At 37.9% G+C, this 22,314-nt stretch carries 23 protein-coding genes; 17 read left to right on the top strand and 6 right to left on the bottom strand.

Features of this window, described 5'->3' with window-relative positions; genetic code table 11:
- The first annotated feature begins 11 nt into the window (after window positions 1-11).
- The 3 genes from AC1DCY_RS15255 to AC1DCY_RS15245 all read left to right on the top strand — a co-directional run bounded on the left by AC1DCY_RS15255 (window position 12) and on the right by AC1DCY_RS15245 (window position 2,497).
- Window positions 12-806, top strand: a complete 795-nt coding sequence (locus AC1DCY_RS15255; protein WP_477351442.1) for a c-type cytochrome — start codon at window positions 12-14, stop codon at window positions 804-806.
- Between the two features lie 359 nt (window positions 807-1,165).
- A complete protein-coding gene (lhaT, locus tag AC1DCY_RS15250) occupies window positions 1,166-1,762 on the top strand; it encodes a lipoprotein heptaprenylglyceryl N-acetyltransferase LhaT (RefSeq protein WP_477351440.1) in 597 nt (198 codons plus the stop codon).
- 60 nt (window positions 1,763-1,822) lie between these two features.
- Window positions 1,823-2,497 carry a zinc metallopeptidase gene (locus AC1DCY_RS15245; protein ID WP_477351497.1) on the top strand — a complete coding sequence of 225 codons (675 nt, stop codon included), beginning with the start codon at window positions 1,823-1,825 and terminating at the stop codon, window positions 2,495-2,497.
- Between the two features lie 244 nt (window positions 2,498-2,741).
- Here the strand turns inward: AC1DCY_RS15245 and AC1DCY_RS15240 are convergent, their stop codons facing one another.
- Window positions 2,742-3,611 (bottom strand): YitT family protein, encoded by an 870-nt coding sequence (locus AC1DCY_RS15240; protein WP_477351438.1) that lies wholly within the window; start codon window positions 3,609-3,611, stop codon window positions 2,742-2,744.
- Between the two features lie 115 nt (window positions 3,612-3,726).
- On the opposite strand from AC1DCY_RS15240, the gene AC1DCY_RS15235 reads away from it, so the two are divergent.
- The 6 genes from AC1DCY_RS15235 (at window position 3,727) to AC1DCY_RS15210 (ending at window position 8,811) form a co-directional block, all read left to right on the top strand.
- The gene (locus AC1DCY_RS15235) at window positions 3,727-4,062 is read left to right on the top strand and encodes a nucleotide pyrophosphohydrolase (RefSeq protein ID WP_376076427.1); all 336 of its coding nucleotides are present in this window, start codon (window positions 3,727-3,729) and stop codon (window positions 4,060-4,062) included.
- Window positions 4,062-4,859, top strand: a complete 798-nt coding sequence (dapB, locus tag AC1DCY_RS15230; RefSeq protein WP_477351436.1) for a 4-hydroxy-tetrahydrodipicolinate reductase — start codon at window positions 4,062-4,064, stop codon at window positions 4,857-4,859. The genes AC1DCY_RS15235 and dapB overlap by 1 nt, the downstream gene beginning before the upstream one ends.
- Window positions 4,860-4,878: 19 nt before the next feature.
- Window positions 4,879-5,283: a methylglyoxal synthase gene (gene mgsA, locus AC1DCY_RS15225; protein WP_477351434.1), complete on the top strand. Its 405-nt coding sequence runs from the start codon at window positions 4,879-4,881 to the stop codon at window positions 5,281-5,283.
- A 33-nt stretch (window positions 5,284-5,316) separates the two neighbouring features.
- Window positions 5,317-6,462 carry an N-acetyl-alpha-D-glucosaminyl L-malate synthase BshA gene (gene bshA / locus AC1DCY_RS15220; RefSeq protein ID WP_477351432.1) on the top strand — a complete coding sequence of 382 codons (1,146 nt, stop codon included), beginning with the start codon at window positions 5,317-5,319 and terminating at the stop codon, window positions 6,460-6,462.
- Window positions 6,449-7,627 (top strand): CCA tRNA nucleotidyltransferase, encoded by a 1,179-nt coding sequence (locus AC1DCY_RS15215; RefSeq protein ID WP_477351430.1) that lies wholly within the window; start codon window positions 6,449-6,451, stop codon window positions 7,625-7,627. Before bshA ends, AC1DCY_RS15215 begins: the two co-directional genes overlap by 14 nt.
- A gap of 200 nt (window positions 7,628-7,827) precedes the next feature.
- The gene (locus AC1DCY_RS15210; protein ID WP_477351428.1) at window positions 7,828-8,811 is read left to right on the top strand and encodes a biotin--[acetyl-CoA-carboxylase] ligase; all 984 of its coding nucleotides are present in this window, start codon (window positions 7,828-7,830) and stop codon (window positions 8,809-8,811) included.
- An 80-nt stretch (window positions 8,812-8,891) separates the two neighbouring features.
- Here the strand turns inward: AC1DCY_RS15210 and AC1DCY_RS15205 are convergent, their stop codons facing one another.
- Entirely contained in the window at window positions 8,892-9,416 is a 525-nt protein-coding gene (locus AC1DCY_RS15205; RefSeq protein WP_477351426.1) for an N-acetyltransferase family protein, read from the bottom strand.
- 492 nt (window positions 9,417-9,908) lie between these two features.
- On the opposite strand from AC1DCY_RS15205, the gene AC1DCY_RS15200 reads away from it, so the two are divergent.
- A complete protein-coding gene (locus tag AC1DCY_RS15200) occupies window positions 9,909-10,064 on the top strand; it encodes a hypothetical protein (RefSeq protein WP_477351424.1) in 156 nt (51 codons plus the stop codon).
- Here the strand turns inward: AC1DCY_RS15200 and AC1DCY_RS15195 are convergent.
- The 3 genes from AC1DCY_RS15195 to AC1DCY_RS15185 are packed head-to-tail and all read right to left on the bottom strand — an operon-like array spanning window position 10,057 to window position 11,802.
- Entirely contained in the window at window positions 10,057-10,890 is an 834-nt protein-coding gene (locus AC1DCY_RS15195; RefSeq protein ID WP_477351423.1) for a DUF4097 family beta strand repeat-containing protein, read from the bottom strand. The two genes, AC1DCY_RS15200 and AC1DCY_RS15195, sit on opposite strands and share 8 nt — an antisense overlap.
- Window positions 10,890-11,489, bottom strand: a complete 600-nt coding sequence (locus AC1DCY_RS15190; RefSeq protein WP_477351421.1) for a DUF1700 domain-containing protein — start codon at window positions 11,487-11,489, stop codon at window positions 10,890-10,892. Before AC1DCY_RS15190 ends, AC1DCY_RS15195 begins: the two co-directional genes overlap by 1 nt.
- Window positions 11,482-11,802, bottom strand: a complete 321-nt coding sequence (locus AC1DCY_RS15185; RefSeq protein ID WP_477351419.1) for a PadR family transcriptional regulator — start codon at window positions 11,800-11,802, stop codon at window positions 11,482-11,484. Before AC1DCY_RS15185 ends, AC1DCY_RS15190 begins: the two co-directional genes overlap by 8 nt.
- A 218-nt stretch (window positions 11,803-12,020) precedes the next feature.
- Between AC1DCY_RS15185 and AC1DCY_RS15180 the strand changes: the two genes are divergently transcribed.
- The 6 genes from AC1DCY_RS15180 to dinG all read left to right on the top strand — a co-directional run bounded on the left by AC1DCY_RS15180 (window position 12,021) and on the right by dinG (window position 18,810).
- Window positions 12,021-12,692, top strand: coding sequence for a TetR/AcrR family transcriptional regulator (locus AC1DCY_RS15180; RefSeq protein ID WP_477351418.1), 672 nt, complete (start codon window positions 12,021-12,023; stop codon window positions 12,690-12,692).
- Window positions 12,693-12,694: 2 nt separating this feature from the next.
- On the top strand, window positions 12,695-13,456 hold the full coding sequence (locus AC1DCY_RS15175; protein ID WP_477351417.1) for a lysostaphin resistance A-like protein: 762 nt from the start codon (window positions 12,695-12,697) through the stop codon (window positions 13,454-13,456).
- A gap of 378 nt (window positions 13,457-13,834) precedes the next feature.
- The gene (panB, locus tag AC1DCY_RS15170; protein WP_477351415.1) at window positions 13,835-14,671 is read left to right on the top strand and encodes a 3-methyl-2-oxobutanoate hydroxymethyltransferase; all 837 of its coding nucleotides are present in this window, start codon (window positions 13,835-13,837) and stop codon (window positions 14,669-14,671) included.
- On the top strand, window positions 14,671-15,525 hold the full coding sequence (panC, locus tag AC1DCY_RS15165) for a pantoate--beta-alanine ligase (protein WP_477351413.1): 855 nt from the start codon (window positions 14,671-14,673) through the stop codon (window positions 15,523-15,525). Before panB ends, panC begins: the two co-directional genes overlap by 1 nt.
- Before the next feature lie 2 nt (window positions 15,526-15,527).
- Complete coding sequence (gene panD / locus AC1DCY_RS15160; RefSeq protein WP_100544567.1) at window positions 15,528-15,911, top strand: aspartate 1-decarboxylase; 384 nt, start codon at window positions 15,528-15,530, stop codon at window positions 15,909-15,911.
- Between the two features lie 127 nt (window positions 15,912-16,038).
- Window positions 16,039-18,810 (top strand): ATP-dependent DNA helicase DinG, encoded by a 2,772-nt coding sequence (gene dinG, locus AC1DCY_RS15155; RefSeq protein ID WP_477351495.1) that lies wholly within the window; start codon window positions 16,039-16,041, stop codon window positions 18,808-18,810.
- 526 nt (window positions 18,811-19,336) lie between these two features.
- Here the strand turns inward: dinG and AC1DCY_RS15150 are convergent.
- Complete coding sequence (locus AC1DCY_RS15150; protein ID WP_477351411.1) at window positions 19,337-20,014, bottom strand: TetR family transcriptional regulator; 678 nt, start codon at window positions 20,012-20,014, stop codon at window positions 19,337-19,339.
- Between the two features lie 262 nt (window positions 20,015-20,276).
- Between AC1DCY_RS15150 and AC1DCY_RS15145 the strand changes: the two genes are divergently transcribed.
- Window positions 20,277-22,307 (top strand): CocE/NonD family hydrolase, encoded by a 2,031-nt coding sequence (locus AC1DCY_RS15145; RefSeq protein WP_477351410.1) that lies wholly within the window; start codon window positions 20,277-20,279, stop codon window positions 22,305-22,307.
- Window positions 22,308-22,314 lie beyond the last annotated feature (7 nt).

Here is a 22,314-nt window from a genome sequence, read left to right as displayed (position 1 = left end):
GAGGGGACATAATGCATCGCGGAAAAGGAATGAAATTTGTTGGTGATTCTCGTATTAAAGCAAATCACAGAATGCCGAACGTTCCAAAGGATTATTCCGAATATCCAGGTAAGACGGAAGCTTTCTGGCCAAACTTCTTACTTAAAGAATGGATGGTTGGTGCTGTATTTTTAATTGCTTATTTAATATTAACAGTTGCACATCCATCACCACTTGAAGGACCAGCTGATCCAACAAGAGCATACGTGCCATTACCGGACTGGTACTTCTTATTCATGTATCAATTATTAAAATATTCATATGCTTCAGGCCCATATAATGTTATTGGAGCAATTGTAATTCCAGGTCTTGCATTTGGAGCGCTATTATTAATGCCATTTTTAGATAAAAGTCCAGAACGTCGTCCATCTAAACGTCCGTTACCAACAGCGTTTATGTTATTGACATTGGCAGCTATGTTTTACTTAACATGGGAAGCAGTTGCTAACCATGACTGGGAAGCTCAAAAAGCAATGGGTGCAATTGAAACAGAAGTTAAAGTTAATATTGATGAATCACTACCAGGTTATGCAATTTGGAATGGTGACGCAGGTGAACAAGCTAAAACTTGTATCGGCTGTCACGCGGCTGACTTAAAAGGTGGCCCAGCTGCTCCAAAATTACTTGGTAATGAGTTAACAGCTGAACAAGTGGAAGATATTATCCATAATGGTCGTGGCAACATGCCACCTGGTCAATTCCATGGTACAGATGAAGAAGCTAAGCAATTAGCAGAATTTATTGCGAGCTTAAAAGCTGTAGAATAAGTATAGTTTAAAAGAGTCAGGAAACTGGCTCTTTTTTTCTTCTTGCTTAATAAAGTGACTGTTACACCTTCAAAAAAGTTCCCGTAAAATATTTTACTTCTATAATATTTATTAGGATATACAAGCATCGAGTGTGATAGCGCCTTTGTGACCAACATCCTTTTGGGCCTAGTGGCATATCGGACGCCCCAGGAAATCGCCCAGTTTGAACGGAAATCAACCCTACATTGTGGATATGGGCAATAAAATACTGCCAATATTCATTATCGATAATCTTTGGCAAATTAAAGACTAATTTATACATAATAACAGTTAAAAAAGGCATCTTAGTAAAGACAGAAGATAAAGGAGTTTTAATTATGCAAATTACACGTGCAAACATCTGGTATCTCCTTACGCATAAGTCATTTTTAATACTATTACTTATTATCAATCTAGTAGGAACTATTTACGGTTATTATTGGTATGGATGGCAGCTAGCCATCACGAAGCCAATTTTTTATATTTTTGTGCCGGATAGCCCGACAGCCAGCTTATTCTTTTGCTTTGTATTGTTAGCCTGGATAATGGGGAAAAAATGGCCGCTAATGGAAGTGCTAGCACTTGTTACAATGGTGAAGTATGGAATATGGGCTGATGTTATGAATATTTGGACGTTGATTGAAACTGGATCTATTGGTTGGCAAGGCTGGATGCTTGTGGGTTCGCATTTTGCAATGGCTGCCCAAGCAATTCTGTATCTTGGTAAATATGTTTTTTCATATTGGCATATTGCCGTGGCAGCGGTATGGACATTGCATAATGATGTGATTGATTATGTATTTGGCCAAATGCCGATGTATCGTGATTTAGCAGATTATACAAGCTATATTGGCTACTTTACTTTTTGGTTATCGATTTCATGCATTTTTCTAGCCATCTTCTCAATTAGGTGGCGCAAATATTTGCCGAATTAGGTAAATGATTATAGAATTATAGTATCGAGGTAGAAAGGGGTTAGAAAATTGTCAACAAGTATGTATATTGTTTATTTTGCAATAATAATGCTACTGCCGCTTTACGCACAGATGAAAGTAAAGGGTACGTATAATAAGTTTGCAAAAGAACGTACAATGAAGGGACAAACAGGTGCAGAGGTAGCGCGTGCGATTTTAGATGCGAACGGCTTATACGATGTACGAGTTGTTCCAACACAAGGTGTGTTGTCCGATCACTATAATCCGGCAACAAAAACCGTTGCTTTATCGGAAAGTAATTTCTACGAAGCGAGTATTGCAGGTGCAGCAGTTGCTGCCCACGAGGTTGGACATGCTATCCAGCATAAAGAAGCTTATTCTATGCTGACATTACGCAGTAAGCTAGTTCCAGTTGCAAATATTTCATCAAATATGTCTTGGATATTTGTAATGATTGGTATTTTTGCAAGTAGTTCGAATATGTTACTTTTAGGTATCGTATTATTGGCAGCAGGTGTGGCTTTCCAATTAGTAACGTTACCAGTAGAGTTTGATGCATCAAAGCGTGCTTTAGTGCAAATGAATTCCCTGGGGATTATTACAAATGAAGAAGAACGCCCAGCACGAAAAGTGTTAAGTGCTGCAGCATTAACATATGTTGCCGCAGCAGCGGTAGCAGTATTAGAATTATTACGTTTAGTATTAATTTTTACAAATATGCGAAATGACGATTAATTAAAAAACTTGTTGTAGTGGTATTTCACTATAGCAAGTTTTTTAATCCGTTGAACTTCTTTCAGCAAGTCTTTGGTGCGAATGCGAAGCGGCAGCCACAAATGTCTTTTGTACCGAAAGCATAGCGACAGCAGAAATTATGCCGAGGCATAATTGATCTATGTTTACAATTTATTATATAGAAAAGCCTACTCTCACGAAAAAAATAAAATGTTTTTTCGTGAGAGTAGGCAGGTCGTAAATGTTAATGGAGCGGTTGTTTTTGATCGTCTAGCGTGAAGCCTTCTCCTGCAACATCTCGTACTTCTATAATAGATACGAAGGCGTGTGGATCAACCTCATGAACAATTGATTTTAAACGTACAACCTCATTGCTTCCAATGACACAATAAATAACTTCTTTTTGTTGCTTAGTAAAATGACCATGACCTTCAAGTATAGTAATACCGCGTTCCATTCGTAATGCGATCATCTCAGCAATGGTGCTAGATTTTTCAGATATAATAAGTGCTCCACGTGCTGCATATGCACCTTCTTGAACAAAATCAATGACGCGCGCGCCAACAAATACCGCAACGAGGGTATACATCATAGAGCGAGCATCTAAAAATGTTAGCCATGATAAGATAATGACAATTGCATCAAAGATGAACATCGTTTTCCCCATACTCCAGCCAAAATATTTATGCCCAAGGCGAGCCAAAATATCTACACCGCCAGTTGTACCACCGAAGCGGAAGACGATACCGAGCCCTAGTCCTACAAAAACTCCAGCAAAAAGAGCAACAAGTAAGAGATCGTCCTCTAAATGAATAGTAAATTGATACTTTTGGAAAACTTTAAGGAAAACTGAAACAGATAAAGTTCCGACAAGCGTATAAATAAATGATTTTTTCCCAAGTAAACGATAACCAATAATAAACATAGGAATGTTTAAGAGTAAATTCATTAAAGCAGGGTCCCAGCCAAGAGTAAAATAAAGTATGAGTGTAATCCCACTTAGGCCACCTTCACCGAGTTGATTTTGCATGTTGAAGTGGACGAAGCCGAAGCTAAAAATTGCAGCTCCGAGCATTATTGCGATGATATTGCTGATTTTGATCTGTTTTAGCATAGGACCTCCTGAAGTTCCAAACAAATGAAGTAGTACTATCTATTATCTGACATTTTATTGTTTTTGACAACAATGGTGTAAATTTTATACGATGGTAAGTAGGAGTGTGATTTAGATGACTGAACAAGTGACAATGCAAGCTTTACAGCAGCGTGTAGATGATTATATAGGACAATTTAAGGAAGGCTATTTCCCGCCATTCGAATTATTGGCACGTCTAACCGAAGAGCTTGGTGAATTGTCTCGCGAGGTGCAGGACGTTTACGGGCAAAAGAAGAAAAAGAGTACAGAGGAAGCAAACAGTATTGAAGAAGAATTAGGTGACTTTTTCTTTGTTTTAGTGTGCTTTGCAAATGCACAGGGCATTAAATTAGATGAAGCACTTTTACGCGTTATACATAAATTTGAAACAAGGGATAAAGATCGCTGGACTAGAAAGGATGAAGAATAATGTCAATTCGTGTAGCAATAGCAGGACCTAGGGGAAAAATGGGGGCTGAGGCTGTACATACGGTCATGAAGCATGACAAAATGGAATTAGTAGCTGTACTAGATTATAAGGAAGTAGGAAAAACATTAGCTGATTTGGAGATGTTTCCGGCAAGTTATACGGCCCCAATCTTTACAGATATGTCTGACCTTGTAGAGGCGACTGCACCAGACGTATTAGTAGATTTAACAAGCCCACATGCAGTATATAAACATACTAAAGAGGCCTTGAATTTAAATGTGCGACCTGTAATTGGTACAACAGGCTTTACAGATGAACAACTAGTGGAATTATCAGCAATCGCTAAAGAAAAGGATCTAGGCTGTATTATTGCTCCAAACTTTGCGATAGGGGCAATCCTTATGATGAAATTTGCTAAGGAAGCGGCAAAATATTTACCTGATATTGAAATTATTGAAATGCACCACGATCAAAAGCTGGATGCTCCATCTGGAACAGCTGTAAAAACGGCACAATTGATTCAAGAAGTGCGAACACAAAAGGTGCAAGGACATCCAGAGGAAAAAGAAACTATCGAGGGTGCACGAGGTGGAGAATTTGATGGCATGCGTATTCACTCTGTTCGTTTACCAGGTTTAGTGGCACACCAGCAAGTGTTATTTGGAGGAGATGGGCAGCTATTAACTATTCGTCATGATTCGTTAAACCGTAATTCTTTTATGTCGGGCGTAGCATTCTGCGTAGAAGAAGTCATGAAAATGGATCAACTTGTATATGGTTTAGAAAACATCATCTAAAGATTGGGATGGAAGCATTATGAAAATCGCATTAATTGCACATGATCGTAAAAAAGATAATTTAGTACAGTTTGCTATTGCATACCGAGATATTTTAAATGAGCATACGTTGTTTGCTACGGGTACAACTGGACAGCGAGTAATTGAAGCTACAAGCTTAGAAGTAACACGTTTTCGTTCAGGACCACTCGGTGGCGATCAACAAATTGGCGCAATGATTGCCAATAATGATATGGACATGGTCATTTTTTTCCGTGATCCATTAACAGCACAACCACATGAGCCAGATGTTTCTGCACTTATTCGTCTTTGTGATGTTTACCAAGTGCCACTGGCCACAAATATGGGAACAGCAGAAATATTACTAAAAGGCCTACAAGAAGGCTTTGTGGATTGGAGACTGATTCAAGAAAGACGAAATTAAAAAAAGACGTGATTTAGAAAGGATGATAATCGAATGAAAAAGCTAAAAATCGGCATTACCTGTTATCCAACAGTTGGAGGCTCTGGTGTTATCGCAACAGAATTAGGAAAAATGCTTGCAGAGAGAGGGCACGAGATTCATTTCATCACCTCAAGCGTACCATTTCGATTGAACAAAATTTATCCAACCGTCTTTTTCCATGAAGTAGAAGTTAGCAATTATTCAGTATTTCAATATTCGCCATATGATATAGCATTAGCGAGTAAAATGGCGGACGTGATTAAGGATGAAGAACTAGATGTGCTTCATGTGCATTATGCAATACCACATGCTGTCTGTGCTGTTTTAGCACGTGAAATGAGTGGTCGCGACATTGGGATAGTCACAACGTTACACGGTACAGATATTTCTGTGCTTGGGCAGGATTCCACTCTTTCACAGGCAATTAAGTATGGCATTGACAAATCTGATATCGTTACGACAGTGTCAGAGGCATTAAAGCAACAGACCTACGAGCTTATTGATACAGTAAAGCCGATTAATACGATTTACAACTTTGTTGATGAACGTGAATACTTCTCGCGCAATCCAGGAATCTTAAAGGAACAATTTGGAATAGGAGAAGATGAAAAAGTTATTATTCACGTATCTAACTTCCGTAAAATAAAAAATCTTCCGCATATAATAGACGCCTTTATGAAGATTCGAGCAAACATGAAGGCAAAGCTATTACTTGTAGGAGATGGTCCAGAAAAGCATCGTGTAATGGATCAAGTAAAGGAAAGTCCTTATATGGAGGATGTTCTATTTTTAGGCAAACAAGAAAATTTGGCTGAATTGTATGCGATAAGTGACCTTAAATTATTACTATCACAGCAGGAATCATTCGGGTTAGTTTTACTTGAAGCAATGGCTTGTGGTGTACCTTGTATTGGATCAGCTGTAGGCGGTATTCCAGAAGTCATTGAGCATGGTGTAGATGGCTATATAGTGGAATTAGGTGATACGGACGCAGTGGCAGAGTATGCCGTGAACCTATTGAATGATGAAGTGAAATTACAACGCTTCCGTGAAGCAGCTATCCGTGCTGTTGATGAAAAATTCCATTCATCTAAAATTGTAGAACAATATGAAAAATTGTATGAAAAGGTTGCTGAAAGAAATCATGCAAAACAATAAAGAATGGCAAGCAGCCTATTCAGTTATTGAACAACTAAAAAACGCAGGCTTTGAAGCAGTGATCGTCGGTGGTGCGGTACGAGATGCTATACTCGGTCGTCCTGCCCACGATGTAGATGTTGCAACAAATGCCATACCAGACGAAGTTAAGTCTGTCTTTAATCATACAGTTGATATAGGTATTCAGCATGGGACGGTACTCGTTATCGTACCAGCTGGATCAGTGGAGGTAACGACATATCGCACAGATGGAGAATATACGGATCACCGTAGACCAGAGGAAGTGCAATTTGTACGTTCGCTAAAAGAAGATTTACAGCGCCGAGACTTTACGATGAATGCCATAGCGATGCGTAGAGATGGCTCCTTTGTTGATTTTTACAGAGGACGCCAAGATATTGAGGCTGGTGTAATTCGAGCAGTTGGTGATGCGCAGAAACGCTTTTCAGAAGATGCATTACGAATGCTGCGTGCCGTACGTTTTTCAGCACAGCTCGGTTTTCGAATTGAATCAGAAACCATGAAAGCAATGCAGGACAAGGCTGATAATATTTCTTGGATTGCGAAAGAGCGTATTAAAGCAGAGCTCGATAAGCTATGGGTAGGGAAAGATGTTTTTAATGGTATAAGAAAGCTTGAGGAAAGCAATTTAGTAAATTATTTGAATGGTACTTTTCAAGCTAATGACTGGTATGATTTTAACACGCAGGACAAGCTAATAGGCTGGGCATATTTTGGGGTGTTACAGGGTGAACATTGGCGAGAAGTGCTAGGCGAATATCGTTTATCGAATAAGGAGATGGCGTTTGTAAAAGCTGTATTCGAATCTTTAAAAGCTTTAAAAAACGGCTGGACGAATATGGATTACTTTTTGTATACAGCACAGGAACTCGAGACAGCTTGTTATTTTGCGGAGCTGAGACAGCTTGATGTTCAAATGCCGCAACAAAGTATTCTTGAGATACAGACAACTCTTCCTATTAGACATAAACAGGAGCTTATTGTAAAAGGTACGGATTTGTTAAAATGGTCCGGAAAAAAAGGTGGACCATGGGTAAAAGAAGCGTTACAGGCGATGCTTGAAGCAGTTGTCAATGGCAAGCTTCAAAATGAACGACAACAGATAAAAAATTGGATAGAACACGATTATTTCAAAAAAGAATGATCAACCTTGATTGTATAACAAGGAGCCAACTCAAAAAATGAATGAGTTGGCTCTTTTTAATCTAACATCAATTTTCCCTAAAAGATATTTGATGATAGATTGTGGTCAATTGTCATAATTTACAGTATGATTAATACAATTGTATCAATATTTCATAAGCAAATAAAAATATAGTAGAGTTTAATAAAGGATTGATTAGCATGAGTATTTCTATGAAGGATGAAATTTTAAAAAGAATATTAGCTGCTAATGGTGAGGCCGTTTCGGGTCAGGAGCTAGCAGATTCCCTTGGAGTATCACGTACAGCTATATGGAAACATATGCAGTCGCTACAAGAGGAAGGCTATACATTTGAAACTGTAAAGAAAAAGGGCTATGTACTAACTGGTGTGCCAAATACCTTAAGTCCAACTCAAATTGAACTATTTTTAAATACGGAACGTTTTGGACGTGAAATTCATTATTTCGATGTTGTAGATTCGACACAAATAATCGCTCATAAGCTTGCACAGGAAGGCGCTCCGCATGGCACTATTATTATCGGGGAGGAGCAAACTGCTGGTCGTGGTCGTATGGCGCGTCCATGGGAATCTGCGAAAGGCACAGGTATTTGGATGACCATTATTGTAAGACCAGATGTTACGCCTCAGCAAGCTTCTTCGTACACACTTGTCGTAGCAGTTGCGGTTACGATGGCTATTAAAACATTATATAAACATATTGAACCAGCCATTAAATGGCCAAATGATTTGCTCATTAATGGTAAAAAATGTACCGGTATATTAACAGAAATGCAGGCTGAGGCAGACTGTGTACAAGCACTGCTAGTAGGCATAGGTATTAATGCAAACCAAGTTGAATCAGATTTCTCCCCAGAAATTGCTGATATAGCTACATCTTTACGGTTAGAAGCGGGTGAGGAAATTAATCGTGCAGCCCTTGTTGCATCTATTTTACAATATTTAGAACAATTCACGGAATTATACGTGAAGGAGGGCTTTGCTAGTATTAAAAAGCTATGGGAACAAATGTCATGTACCATTGGACAACGTATTGAAGTAACAACTTTACGCGGGCGCTTTGAAGGCATTGCCAGTGGAATTACAGATGAAGGTGTACTACAACTAACAGAGGATGATGGGACAGTCCGAACAATTTATGCTGGAGATATAAAGATTTTATAGAACATACAAAGAACGTATATTTTCGATCTGAGAATATACGTTCTTTTATATTTTTCGAGAAAAAATATTTAAATAGCTCTCTATTTTATTTTTTCAGTAACCTTATTAACATCATTCCATACGTAAATAAGCTCTTCTACTATTTTTTCACCAATTTTTATTTCTATGTTATTGACATATTGTGCACCATAATATTCATAAAAATCACGTGTTTTATTTTCTGCTAATACTTCAACAAATACTTTTTCGTATCCTTTTTGTTTAAAATAGGCGAATATTTCTTTGAGTAGTTGCTTCCCGATTCCCATTCCTTGATATTCTTCTAAAAGATAGATAGAAGTTAAATCAGTTGCATTCGGTACTGAATTAGTTTTTCGTGTGCCACCAGTTGCAAAGCCGATTATTTCATCTTGTTCATTTTCCGCTACCAGTACATAATTCGTAGCATCTGAAATATTCTTCTTCCAAAGTTCTGTTCGCTGCTCGTAAGATAAATTATTCAAAAAATCATCTGGAAGAATGCCTATATAAGTTGTTCGCCAACTATCCACATGTACTTTTCCTATACCTTGAGCATCTTCAATGTTAGCTTTTCTAATTTTCATATTGCTCACCTCAATAATCGTATTTTATATCTAAGACGATGCCGTAACTGACCTGATTCACCTCAGATATTGCCTTCACTTACAAGAACCGATTGCTCTGATGAAGATTCCTATCCATCTGCTCAAATTAAATTTTTATTTCTAAAATATGGGTACAGAATCATTGCGCAATAAACGGGAAATTCTTACTAATGTTCAGAGGGAAGAACTGAATCAAATAAACTAAAAAGGCAGAATCACAAGTGTATAAATGCTGCCTTCATAGTGTTGGAAATCTAATTGGTCAAAGAAATCTTTATGATGTTGTGGCTCTTTTAATGAAGATAAGTTCTGTCTTAGGCTACTCACCATAATCGAACAAATGTGGCATTTAATAGTGATGCAAATATTGCTGTTACACTTTTGCACATAAAAACAGCGTGTTGAAGTTTCATTTTATCATTATAATTTAGATTGAAATGCCAAAAGATACATGCTATGTGAAAAAGTTGATTGGAGTGGAGGCTGGGCGACTCCTCGGGGATCAGCGTCACAGATGAGACCCTGGAGCGAGCAACGCGAGTGAAGCGGCTCATCGGACGCCCCCAGGAAAGCGCCCAGCCGGAACGTAAATCACCCCCCCCGTTTTGCCAAGAGCCCTTTATTTAAACCTTAACTGTAAGTCACCATGTGAAAGTGTTGCTTTTAATTGGTTATCACCGTTATAAGATTGCGATACCTTGCTGTTTTGATCCGCGTTATCAACAGTAAGATCCCCGAAATCAGTTTGTAATTCAAAGCCAAGTTCACTTTTTTTATTTTGTAAATGAAGTGTAGCATCTCCAAAATCAGACGTAATAGTGGATTGACCATTTAATGTTCCATCTATGTTAATATCACCATGTTCACTTTCGGCAACAAAGCCATTACTTGAAAATTGTTGTAGCTTCAAATCACCAAATGATTGTGTAATCTCTGTTTTACTACCAGTAGTGTCTTTAAATAGTATGTCTCCAAAATCTTCAATAAGATTTAGCTCCTGATAATTCAGACCACGAATAGTTGTATCCCCAAAATTACTATTTAGGACAACGGTTTTCAATTTTATATCTGAAGGTACATAGATTTTGATAGAAGGAGTTCTGAAGCTACCTAATCCGAATTGAAAACGATTTTTCTTCTTAACCTTTGTTTCAACAGTTAATGTATTATCTTTAATACTGTACGTCACATCATCATCTTTAATAACATTTGTTTCTAATGCATAACGATCACTAGTCACAATTTCAACATCTCCATAGTGATTGATAACATTGAGATTAGTGAAATCATCTAGTTTATAGGAATTGTTTACTAGGTTATTGTTCTCTGGCAATTGGAAGCCTTCATCTGTTAACTCAATACTCCATTTCCCCCCAGAAAAATAACCAACTATAGCTAACAGTATGCCGAAAGCAATCATAGTAATGGCAATATGGGTATGTCGAGACGTCATTAATATCCCTCCTTCCGTTTCTTCGTCATTTTATGAAATAGTTTACCTAATGCTTCAACACAAACAACAACGATTGTTTTGATCAAACGAGCCACGATTGGGAAAAGTAGGATGCCCAAACCTGTTACGATAAAGCCCACACCCATAAAGAGAAGCGCTGTCGGCCAGTGCTGAGTTAAAATGAAGAAGCCTGAAATAAGTGCAACAATTCCACCGAATAAGATACTAAGTACAGTTGCGATAATCGCAATGATAACACTGAATATAACTGCTCCAAATGAAAAAATAAGTGCTATAGCAACTACAAGTAACGGTAATGAAAGTGGGGCAGATATTATTGCTAGAATGATAAGCCAAATCGCAGACACATTCTTCTTAGTCGAAGTTGAAGTTGCTTCTAAATCCTTTAATGCATAGTCCGCCATTATTTGTGATGCAACATGAGAAGGGGAGCCTAGTTGTTGAATGACCCGCTGTTCATTTTCCTCTCCTGCTTCATCGAAATATTCCTCATAATAGGCAAGCGCAGCATCAATCTCATGCGCTGGAAGACGTTGTAATTTCCCCCGTAGCTTTTTCAAAAAGCTTGCTCTATTCATCAAATTTCCCTCCTATAAGTACACAATCAACCATTTCTTTATACTGTTGCCATTCTTTTAATAGTTCCAGTAATCGTATTCGACCTTGCTCGGTAATTTGGTAATACCGTCTATTTCTGCCTTGATAGGGCTGATCGTAGGTTGTTAAGTAATTTGCTTTTTGTAAACGACGTAATACGGGGTACAGCGTAGATTCTGATATATCCATCACGGATTGTATTTGCTGTGTTAATGAGTAACCATAAGCATCCTCTTTATCGACGATGGCGAGTACACAAGCGTCAAGTAAAGCTGAGCCAAGTTGAAATGTCATCTTCTCTCACCTCACAATGTATTACCTATACAAGATTTTATATTATACGTCGTATAGTATGATGGAAGTATATTACATATCACGTTGAATTGTCAAATTTTATTAAAAAGTTCAAGAGGAAAGGTGACGGTAGTGTCATTTTTTATTGACAATAAAAGGAATATTGATTACGATAAAAATGACAATGGTGTCACTTTAAATGTTTGGAGGTAGAAATAATGCCAAAGGTAAGCAATGAATATGTACAGGAAAAGAAAAACAGCATTTTAGAAGCAGCCATAGCAGTATGTAAAGTGAAGCCTCTCTATGACATTACGATGAGGGATATTATTAAAGCGTCAGGGGTAAGTCAGGGTGGGATTTATCGTTATTATTCAGACTTGGATGAAATACTTATTGAGGTTATTAATCAAGTAAATGCTAACGCAGACTATAAAAATATTATCGATGGAATTACGGGTACGAGTAACTCTCCCTCAAAAACAATCATAAAATTATTTAGTTTTCTTGGAGAGTACATAAAGGAAAACGTATCAACAGTTGGGAAAATCCAATTGGAGCTTACGATTTTATGTGCTAACAATCCAGAAAGAGAAAAGAAAATTTTATCGAACATTTATGAGAATGAAAGTGGGCAATATTTGATACAACAAATTTTTCATTCAATCCATAAGGGTATTTCTTCAGGATGCTTTAAGCCTGATATATCGATAGAGGATTTATCTACCTTTATGATGACATCCATTGATGGCATTGTGAGAGACGTTGTCTTGCAAAAATGTTACGGGATGTTCTCAAATGATCAAGTGCAGTTTGATGAGATTCGACTGATGAATACACTTTGCAAATCCGTATTATTACTATTGGGTACGAAAGAAGGGGAGGATTAAAGTTGGGAATAGAGATAAGAAGATTTCTATTTTATACCTTTGCTACGTCTTGGATAATATGGGGCATTTTAACCTTATTAACACAGCTAAATTTGCTGAAGTTTGGCAATGCAACATCAATGCTTTTATTTATTCTCGGCGGAATTACTCCAGCAATTTGTGAGATTTGGTTGAAAAAGAAATATTCGACTAAAGAAGAGTTCAAATCATTTATCCATAATGTGAAAAATCCTAAGCATCCTGTTTCTTGGTACCTATTTGCAATCGTATTGGCATTTACTGCTTGTTTTTTACCAACTCTATGGGGTGGAGCGACTATGGAGAATCCAATGTATTTTGCGTTACTTGAATTGCCGATTATGATTATTGGTGGAGGACTAGAAGAAATTGGCTGGCGTGGTTTTTTACAGCCTACATTACAAAAAAGATGGTCTCCTTTCACCAGTACCATTATTGTGGGCGTTATTTGGGCAGTCTGGCATCTGCCATTATGGTTTGTCATTGGATCAAATCAAATGAACATGAACTTCATATGGTTTTCTCTAACAGCTTTAGCGCTATCCTTTTTATTGACAATCATTTACCTCTCCACTAAAAGTATTTTTCTTTGTATTATTTTCCACGCTTTAATTAATTCATTTTGGGATGTTTTTGTACCAGTTACAAATGTAACGTCTGGTTTATTTACATTTTTATTTGCCATGTTTCTATTTACAGTGTTTGAAGTTTATCGAAAATCAAACTTTCAGAAACGAATGGTTTGAATTTGATCATATTTATTCATCGTAATTATTAGAAAATAATATTTGAAGATTACTAGGGGAATCTGTTATAGTATGTGCGAAGGGCAGTATCCTTTTGTGAACGGCACCTTCAAAACGTAAGCACTTTTTACAATAAATATCTGCCTTGATCTTTTAATGACAGGGACGGAAGAAAACAAGCGTTCAAAAATATAACTTGATTCAATGGAATGGGCAATTCTCTTAAAGAGATTTGTTTCCGTATCCCTTTATTAAGTTATGGCCTCTACTCAAGAACAAGAGGTGATTTTTGATGACGAACGAAACTTTACCCTTCTGTCCATTTTAGGAACAGAGGGGTTTTTCTGTTTTCTTTCCTTAAAAAAGGAGGACTACATGATGAAAACAACTTCAGATTTTTTAAAGATGAAGGCAACAGGTGAGAAAATCGTTATGCTCACTGCATACGATTATCCTGCTGCAAAATTTGCCGAGGAAGCAGGCGTCGATATGATTCTAGTGGGAGATTCACTAGGTATGGTAGTACTAGGCTATGATTCTACAATGCCCGTAACTGTAGCCGATATGGTTCACCATGCAAAAGCAGTACGCCGAGGGGCCAAGGATACGTTTGTTGTTTTGGATATGCCATTTGGTTCGTATCACGGTGATGTACACGAGACGTTGAAAACGGCAGTATCTATGATGCAAGAAACAGGAGCAGATGCATTAAAGTTAGAGGGTGCAGACGATGTTCTACCAGTAATTCGTAAATTAACGTCAGCTGGCATTCCCGTGGTAGCTCATTTAGGTTTACTACCTCAATCAGCAGGAGTGCTTGGTGGCTATAAGGTTCAGGGTAAAACAGCTGAACAGGCAACGAAACTCATTGAAGATGCAAAAAAATGTCAAGAGGCTGGAGCATGTGCAGTCGTCTTAGAATGTATTCCGCATCAGCTAACAGAGATGGTATCCGCTAATCTTATTATTCCAACGATCGGTATTGGAGCTGGTGTTGAGGCTGATGGGCAAGTGTTGGTTTATCATGACATGTTAAGCTACGGTTCACATCATGTACCAAAATTTGTGGAACAGTTTGCTAATATGGGCCAAGAAGCAAGCAGTGGAATTGCTCGTTACGTCGAAGCGGTAAAGGCATGTACATTCCCTGCGCCGAAGCATTCCTTCACAATGAAAGAGGAAGCATTGGATCAGTTATATGGGGGCGTAAAGTAATGAAAGTCGTCACTACAATCCAAGCGCTAACCGTAGAAATCCAAGCAGCTAAGCAAGCTCAAAAATCAATTGGACTCGTTCCAACAATGGGTTATTTACATGAGGGTCATTTAACGCTAGCAAAAACAGCTCGTGACGAAAATGATTTAGTCATTATGAGTATCTTTGTAAACCCAACTCAATTTGGACCAGACGAAGACTTTGAAAGCTATCCGCGTGATTTGCCACGGGATACTGCTTTGGCAGAGTCTGTCGGTGTAGATATTGTTTTCGCACCGAGTGTTGAAGAAATGTATCCGCATGATGGTGGTATTCGTATTCATGCGGGTGAACAAGCAACCATTCTTTGTGGAGCGAGCCGTCCAGGACATTTTGATGGCGTTTTACAGGTCGTATCGAAACTATTTCACCTAGCACAGCCGACACGAGCTTATTTCGGTCAAAAAGATGCACAGCAGGTTGCTATTATTGACACGATGGTACGCGATTTTAATTTCCCATTGGAAATGCGAGTAGTACCCATTGTACGGGAGGAGGACGGTTTAGCGAAATCCTCACGTAATGTCTATTTAAGTGAAGCGGAGCGTCTTGAGGCACCAGCAATTAATGAAGCACTACAGCTTGCTCGTGATAGCTTTTTAACGAAAAGGGATGCAGCGAATGCGCTTGCTAAAGCAAAGGCCCACATTACAGCACGTACACGTGGCCATATAGACTATATTGAGCTATTAGCTTATCCAGACTTAATACCAGCAACTGCTGAAATGGAACAAGTGCTTTTAGCAGCAGCCGTTTATATTGGTAAAACTCGATTAATTGATAATTGTATCTTTAATGTGAAAGAAGGATTATAAATATGTTACGAATGATGATGAACAGTAAAATCCACCGTGCTACAGTGACACAAGCAGATTTAAACTATGTTGGATCTATTACGATTGATGAGGATATTTTAGATGCAGTAGGGATGCTACCAAACGAAAAAGTGCATATCGTTAATAACAACAATGGCGCACGCTTTGAAACATATATTATTGCAGGGGAACGTGGATCAGGCGTTATTTGTGTGAACGGTGCAGCAGCACGCCTAGTACAACGTGGAGATATTGTGATTATTATTTCTTATGTGTATGTAGATAATGCAGAGGCAAAAGATCATAAGCCGACAGTAGCTATTATGGGCGAAGGTAATACAATTAAAGAAATGATTGCCTATGAGCCAGAAGCAACAGTGATGTAGTAAAGAGGAAGCGTGTACAAATTGTACATGCTTCTTTTTGTGTTTAATCTAAAGAGGCGAAGGGATGCCGTTGAGCAAAATTTGTGATAAAATTCATCTATCTAATGTGAACTGTGAGTTGAGATGTATGATGGAAAGTCAAAAGTATGCAATTGTTGATTTAGAGACGACAGGTCATTCACCGGCAAATGGGGACCGAATGATTCAAATAGCAATTGTTATTATGGAAGATTGGAAAATTGAGCGCACCTTTACGAAGTTTATTTATCCAGGTAAAGCTATTCCAACTTTCATTCAGGATTTAACGCATATTACGGATGAGGATGTAAAGGATGCCTTGCCGTTTGAGGCACATGCCGACTACATATATGAACTGCTTGCTGATTGTGTATTTGTCGCGCATAATGCGGATTTTGACTTATCCTTTTTACAAGCAGAGTTTAAACGTGCAGGTTTACCAAAATGGCAGGGTAAAAAGATGGACACTGTTGAGCTTGCCAAAATATTGTTCCCTATGTCACTCGGCTTTAAGCTAGGTGATTTAGCGGCAGATTTAAATATAGAGCTAACAAATGCACACCGAGCAGATGACGATGCCCGAGCAACTGCTGAGCTCTTTATACATTGCTGGAAGGAGCTGCTTAGTCTCCCTCAGCTAACTCTTGAACAAATGCATAAACGTTCATTCAGATTGAAATCAAATTTATCCCAACTTTTCTTTGAAGCTCTTCAAATTAAACGACAGCATGTAACTGCTAATGAGAATGTCTCCTACTATCGCAATTTGGCTATTTGTGATGGACGAAAAAAGCATACAAATAATGCGGAAATTGTATCATATCCACAAACAGCAGCTGACAAAACGGCATTAATGACAAAGGCTATGTCAAATTTTGAGCAACGACCGGCGCAATTTGAGATGATGGACACTATTTGGCAAGCGCTAAATGACAAAAAGGAATGCGTTATTGAGGCTTCAACAGGCATTGGTAAAACAGCAGGCTATCTACTTCCTGCGATTTTATATGCTCGAGCAGCCGATAAAAAAATTGCGATTAGCACATATACGTCACACTTGCAGGAGCAGCTTGTTGAGGAAGAGCTACCAAAGATTGAAAAAATCCTTGGCACTAAAGTAAATATTGCTGTTCTTAAGGGCATGCAGCACTATATTGACGTTGCACGCTTTGAGCAATGTATGGCTTATGCTGATGAAACTTATGATGATACATTTACGATTTTGCAGATTCTCGTCTGGCTGACTAAAACAGAAACAGGTGTGCTAAGTGAGCTCAATGTATCTGGTGGTGGACAACTATTTTTAGAGAAAATCCGCAAAATGCCTGATGAAAAACCTTCAAAGGGCTTTGACTTCTATGAGCAAGCGTTAAAAAATAGTGAATTTGCTGATTGTATTGTAACCAATCATTCTATGGTACTCAGTGATTTAGTACGTCAAACACCGATCTTTACTCAAATTGACGGATGGATCATTGACGAAGCACATCAATTTATACAATCTGCCATGCAGCAGGACGAAGTTGTTTTCTCCTATACGCAGTGGAAGTATATTTTCGGTCAAATAGGAACAATGGAGGAAACTGCTTTGTTCCAGCAATTTAGTCAGGCCGCTAAGAAAAAACAACGTGTTTCTATGCAAAGCTTACAGCGACTAGATGCACAATTTATACGTCTACAACGGACATTCGATGAAACCATTCTGCGGGCTGTTCAAAAAATGCAGCAACAAATAAAAGGGAAACAAGCTAGTAGTAAATGCACTTTGTTTTTAGAGGATGTATCGCTAGCAAAAGAACCGCTTCTACAAGTAAGTAAGCTCACGCAGCAGTGGCTGGATCTTGCGACAGAAGTAGGGCAGGCTTTTGAAAATAATATTGAGCAATTAGATAAAAATGAGCTCTATATATTATCGGAATGGCATTATTGGATCCGTGAATTAAAAGTGAAAATCGCTGAATGGGAGGAAATTTTCCTTTCGCCACAGGATGATAATTCAGTGTGGTTAGAATTTGATTTACGGAGCGTTCCAGGGAGCTTGCAAGTCTTTAAAAAGCCTGTTAATGTCACGCCAATCATTGAAAAAGTACTGGCACCGCTTCGGAAGCAAGCAAGTATTGTGTGGACTTCAGGAACTTTAACTGTACCAGGCAATGAGCGTTTTGTGACACGTCAACTCGGTATTTCCGATAGTGTGCAAGTAATAAAGCTACAGGCGCCTCCATCTTATTATGCAGGAGCGAAGGCATTTATTGTCACAGATATGCCCGATATTCAACATGTGTCACAGGATGAATATATTGAAGCGGTCGCCCATGCCATTACACGTACAGTGCGGATGACGGAAGGACGTTGTTTTGTACTATTCACCGCACAGGACATGCTTCGAAAAACAGTGGAGCTTATTCAAGATAGTGAACTCCTTGATGACTATATGCTATTTGCACAAGGGGTAACAGGTGGTAGCCGTATGCGAATCCTGAAATCATTCCAAAAATTTAGCCATGCCGTTCTTTTTGGTACAAACAGTTTCTGGGAGGGTGTAGACGTTCCGGGTGACGCACTTGCATCGGTTATCGTTGTACGCCTGCCGTTCTCCTCACCAGAAGAGCCTGTATTTAAGGCACGAGCAAAGCACATTACCGCACAAGGTCGCAATTCCTTCAATGAGCTATCACTACCAGAAGCCATCATGCGTTTTAAACAAGGCTTTGGTCGTTTAATCCGTTCATCACAGGATAAAGGAGCCTTTATCGTTTTAGACCGCCGCATTTCAACAAAGTCGTACGGTAAGGAATTTATCAAGGCGTTACCACCGATTGATGTTAAGAAATTGCAGCTACCTGAGTTGTTAAAGGAACTTAATAATTGGCAGAAGTAGATGGAACCCCTTTACTGGTCAAAACCTTAAAAAGCGTGAGAAATCAATGTCTAAAGTTGATTTCTCACGCTTTTCTAATGTGAAATTTTATTAGCTTGCCTATAGATATTACTTAGATAGTGAGTCTAGGATCGACTATTACAATCATTAGATTCACTTTCTTTAGCAAAAACCTATCTCAATTTAGATAAAGGGTGTAATGGTAAAAACAATACCATGTCAAAAAAGATTAATTTTTTACTTACAATTTCCCCTAATCCTAAATTTAATTTTAAAAAATTCGTACCAGGGAATACCAATAAAGAATAGTGACAATAGAAGAAGAAAAAGAAAATCATCTGTTTGGACACCATCTGCAAAAAGGATTAGTGATATGGCTAAAAATGCTAAGATCCTAATGATTATTAGTTTTTTCATAAAATACTCCCCCTTCTTTTTGTAGAATGATGTAAAAGATTTTTGGAAAAAAAGGTATTTATATCATTTGTTGACTATTCACATTTATTATATATAATATTTTTTTTAGTTAATTATTTTTGATTTGGAAACTAAATAAGTTAGCGTTAAGTACTATTTCAGATATATAGTTCATCACAATTTTGGTTGCTTCTTCCGAGTCATAGCTTTTTCTGTTATTTAAAACATTTGTAAACATCCCTTGCCAAATTAAAATGGTTAATTCATTGATTGAATCAACATTTCCCTCATTTAGGTACCCTTCTTTTAAAGCGATTTCTAACATGGAACGGCCCCGTTTTGTCATATTATGTTCAAATAGGATGGATGTTAAATCTTCTGGAATGTTAATTAAATCATTGGGATAGATTTGATAATAATGTTGTAGTAATTTTTCTGGAGTTTCACCTAAGTCCATAATAAAAACAGCATGGAAAATTTGTGGTTTTTGAAAGGAATGTTGGCAAAAGCATTCCCAAGCCAATAAATATTTTTCAATTGGATCCTTACCTTTTTGAATGTAAATGGCGACTTCATCGGTGTAACTTTTCATAAATTTCATGGAAGCGAAAAAGATGAGATGCGAGATTTCCGAAAAATAGTTATAAATTGTTGCACTATTATAGCCTGCTTTATCTGCAACTTTTCTGATTGTCACATTTTCTAGCCCTTCATCTTCAATAATCTCTGCTGTTGCGTCCACAAAGTATTTCCACATGCGGCTCATTTGTATTTCTTTCTTTTTCACAGTACTCTCTCCTATTTAGGATTCATTTAATAGTTGGCTATATTTTTTCCCATAATTGCTAAATTTAATCTTGATTATATCATAACTATAATGATCTCGATGTTGAATGTGAAAGGTATTAAAATCTGAATATTCTAAGTTGTTATTCTAATTACCGAGTGATATACTGGGCGTAAACATTTAATAATCATGATTATTAAATGATCATGATATATTTAGCGATTATGATTATAAATTTTATATCTCAAAGGAGGATTCCGAAATGAGCAAAAAAATCATTACACAATTTCCGTATACATACCAAACCATTGAAAATACGTGGATTGTGTTAACAGACGGCACAAAACTTTCAAGTCGTATTTGGCTACCAGAAGTTGAGAAAGGTCAGAAAGTGCCAGCAATTTTGGAGTATATTCCTTACCGCAAAACAGATGGAACAAGGGCAAGAGACGAACCGATGCATGGATACTTTGCGGGACAAGGCTATGCGGTGGTTCGGGTAGATATGAGAGGTTCTGGGGAGTCTGATGGCTTATTAAAAGATGAATATTTAAAGCAAGAGCAAGATGATGCCCTTGAAGTACTGGAGTGGATTGCAAGCCAAAGTTGGTGTAATGGGAGTATTGGAATGATGGGCAAATCGTGGGGAGGATTCAATTCTCTTCAAGTGGCAGCGAGAAGACCCAAAGCGTTAAAAGCAATTATTACAGTAGGCTTTACAGATGATCGTTATAACAATGATATTCATTATAAAGGTGGCTGTCTCTTAAACGATAATTTCTGGTGGGGATCTATTATGTTAGCATATCAGCTTAGACCTCTTGATCCTCATATTGTCGGGGAAAGCTGGCGTGAAAAATGGTTGGAACGATTAGAAAATATGCCATTATGGATGGCACAATGGATGGAACATCAGACAAGAGATGAGTATTGGAAACATGGATCAGTTTGTGAAAATTATGATGAAATTGAGGTTCCCGTTTTTGCGATTGACGGATGGGAAGATGCGTATTCGAACACAGTATTAAGTTTGATGAAAGGACTCTCTGTTCCTAGAAAAGGGATTATTGGACCTTGGGCACATGTATATCCGCATGATGGTATCCCTGGACCAGCAATGGGCTTTTTACAAGAGGCAGTGAAATGGTGGGATTATTGGCTAAAAGGAATTGACAATGATGTTATGGATGGTCCGATGTTAAATGTATGGGTAGAAGAAAGTATGCCGCCTTCTGCAAGTAAAACAACAAGTAAGGGATATTGGGTTGGACTTGAATCATGGCCAACAACGGAAGATAAGGCAAAGGTATATCAATTGACGTATGGCAAATTATTTGAAGGAATTAATGTTAAAGAAGAGCAAGTATTGTTGAAAACACCATTAAATCATGGCCTTTTATCTGGTGAGTGGATGGGGGCTGGTGTAATCGGAGAAAGTCCTACAGACCAACGTTTAGATGATGGTATGGCTATGATATTTGAAAGTGAAGTTTTAGAGAAACCATTAGAAATCGTTGGTTATCCAAGATTGGAAGTAGAATTAATGAGCGACAAATCAAAGGCGATGCTTTTTGCCCAACTATCAGATGTTGCACCGGATGGAGCTGTTACCCGCGTTTCCTATGGCGTGATGAATTTAACACATTTAAATGGACATGATCGTGTAGATTTATTAACACCGGGTGAAAAAGTAAAAGCGTTTGTTGATTTAGATTGTTGCGGGCACAAATTTAAAGAAGGACATCGTATACGTTTATCACTTGGTACAACGTTTTGGCCAATGTTTTGGCCGATGCCAGAGGATGCAAAACTTACATTGAATCTAGAAACGGCTACGTTTTCTTTACCAATCTTTCAAGGTAATCAAGTTAGTGGACCAAATATGAATCCAGAAAGTGCGTCATTAACACCGATCACAATTCTTCAAGAGGGGAGAGTCGATCGTTCTATTTCGTATGATATTTTAAGTGATACGTGGACATGTATAACAGATGGTGTTGGCGGAGTATTTGGAGAAGGCATCTATCGCTTTGATGAGATTGATGTGACAGTTGAACACAATTTGAAGAGAGAATTGACATTAAGTAATACTAATCCACTTTCTGCTCAATATAAGATTTATCAAAAAATGAAAATAGGTCGTGACGGTTGGTGGATTGACGCTAATATTACGATTACTAAAACATCGGATCAAGAAAACTTCAGAATTGTCGGGGAGATGGATATTAAAGAAAACGACAATTTCGCCTTTCATAAGAAGTGGGATCAAAAAATTGAACGTTTTGGATTGTAAATAACAT

The sequence above is a fragment of the Lysinibacillus sp. 10T31 genome, from assembly GCF_056394365.1.
This window is presented reverse-complemented; position numbering and strand designations above follow the sequence as displayed.